The sequence below is a fragment of the Dapis hubbardiae BLCC-M172 genome, from assembly GCF_050016015.1.
Taxonomy (GTDB): domain Bacteria; phylum Cyanobacteriota; class Cyanobacteriia; order Cyanobacteriales; family Microcoleaceae; genus Trichodesmium.
On the sequence record NZ_JBNHEQ010000161.1, the window covers coordinates 35,375 to 36,758 of the forward strand.

At 31.8% G+C, this 1,384-nt stretch carries 2 protein-coding genes; one reads left to right on the plus strand and one right to left on the minus strand.

The genetic code is table 11. The features are described from left to right. Nucleotides 1-38: 38 nt before the first annotated feature. Nucleotides 39-551 (minus strand): gluconokinase, encoded by a 513-nt coding sequence (locus tag ACP6PK_RS14205; RefSeq protein WP_094671305.1) that lies wholly within the window; start codon nt 549-551, stop codon nt 39-41. 130 nt (nt 552-681) lie between these two features. Here ACP6PK_RS14205 and ACP6PK_RS14210 point away from each other — a divergent pair, with 130 nt between their 5' ends. Then, nucleotides 682-1,155 carry a CYTH domain-containing protein gene (locus tag ACP6PK_RS14210; RefSeq protein ID WP_426560156.1) on the plus strand — a complete coding sequence of 158 codons (474 nt, stop codon included), beginning with the start codon at nt 682-684 and terminating at the stop codon, nt 1,153-1,155. Nucleotides 1,156-1,384: the final 229 nt, after the last annotated feature.

Genomic DNA, 1,384 nt, shown 5'->3' on the forward strand with positions numbered 1-1,384 from the left:
ATCTATATATCCTAGACAAGTAATCAATTATTTCTCCCCTATTCCCTATTCCCTCCATACCTATTCCCTATTCCCTGGAGATGTCTAATATAATTGACAATATCTTCTGGAGATTTTCCAGCATCTACTATTATTGCTTGTTTTGGTTCCTCTAGAACATCAAATTGACTCTGGAGCATCTCAAGTTTCATAAAGTGATTTTTTCTAGCTGTTAGTCTTTGGGCAAATAAATCAAAAGACCCTTTTAAATAAACTATTTTGACATTTTCTGTATTTTTTATAAGGGAATTACGATAAGTTTGTTTAAGAGCAGAACAAGCTAATACGACATTTTTATTATCTTGTAACCATTCATCAATTACATTTCGTATTTTTTCTAACCAAGGAATTCGGTCAGTATCATTTAAAGGAATTCCATTACTCATTTTTTTGATATTAGCTTGAGGGTGAAAAGAGTCGGCATCAAAAAAATACCAATCTAGAGATTTTGCTAGTAATTCTCCAATAGTAGATTTACCAGCACCAGAAACTCCCATTATAATTATAATCATTCAGAAAAGAGGGAACAGGGAACAGGGATAAATAATTGATAATTTATGGATAAGAATCAATTTTATTCTGGATTTTCACCAGATGTCTATTATACTATATGTTAATTCTCAAGATTTCTGAAGTATTGAAATGGCAATAGAGATAGAACGCAAGTTTTTGGTTAAAGGTAATGGCTGGCGAAATAATGCTGTTGGGCAAGTTTATCGTCAAGGTTATATGTCTACAGAAGATGGTATAACATTAAGGGCTAGAGTGGCAGGGGATAAAGGTTATTTAACTATTAAAGGACCTAGTTTTGGTAATTCTAGATCGGAATATGAGTATGAAATTCCAATTGAAGATGCTGAAGAGATGTTGAATAGTTTATGTAGTTCACCTTTAATTCAAAAGGTTAGATATAAGGTTGATCATGGTGAATTTATTTGGGAAGTTGATGAGTTTTCTGGGGATAATCAGGGTTTAATTATGGCTGAGGTTGAACTTAATGATGAGAATCAAAAAGTTGAATTACCTGAATGGATAGGGGAGGAAGTTTCTCACGATCAAAGATATTCTAATTCTAATTTATCGAAAAATCCCTGGAAAAATTGGTCTTCAGTTTAAGGGAGATATTAGGAATTAGTTAATCAATATGGGAATTTTTCCGATTTCTTGAAAGGTATTGAATCAAAAATTTTAAAATTTATCAGAGATGGTGGATGAAACTATAACGTCTTAGTTTTCAGACTGGTCTTTTTTCTAGTTTATTGATAATTATTTAACGCAGATTCAAGTCTGAGTCGAAATTTCTGAGAAATGATGGATAAAACTATAACGTCTTAGTTTTCAGACT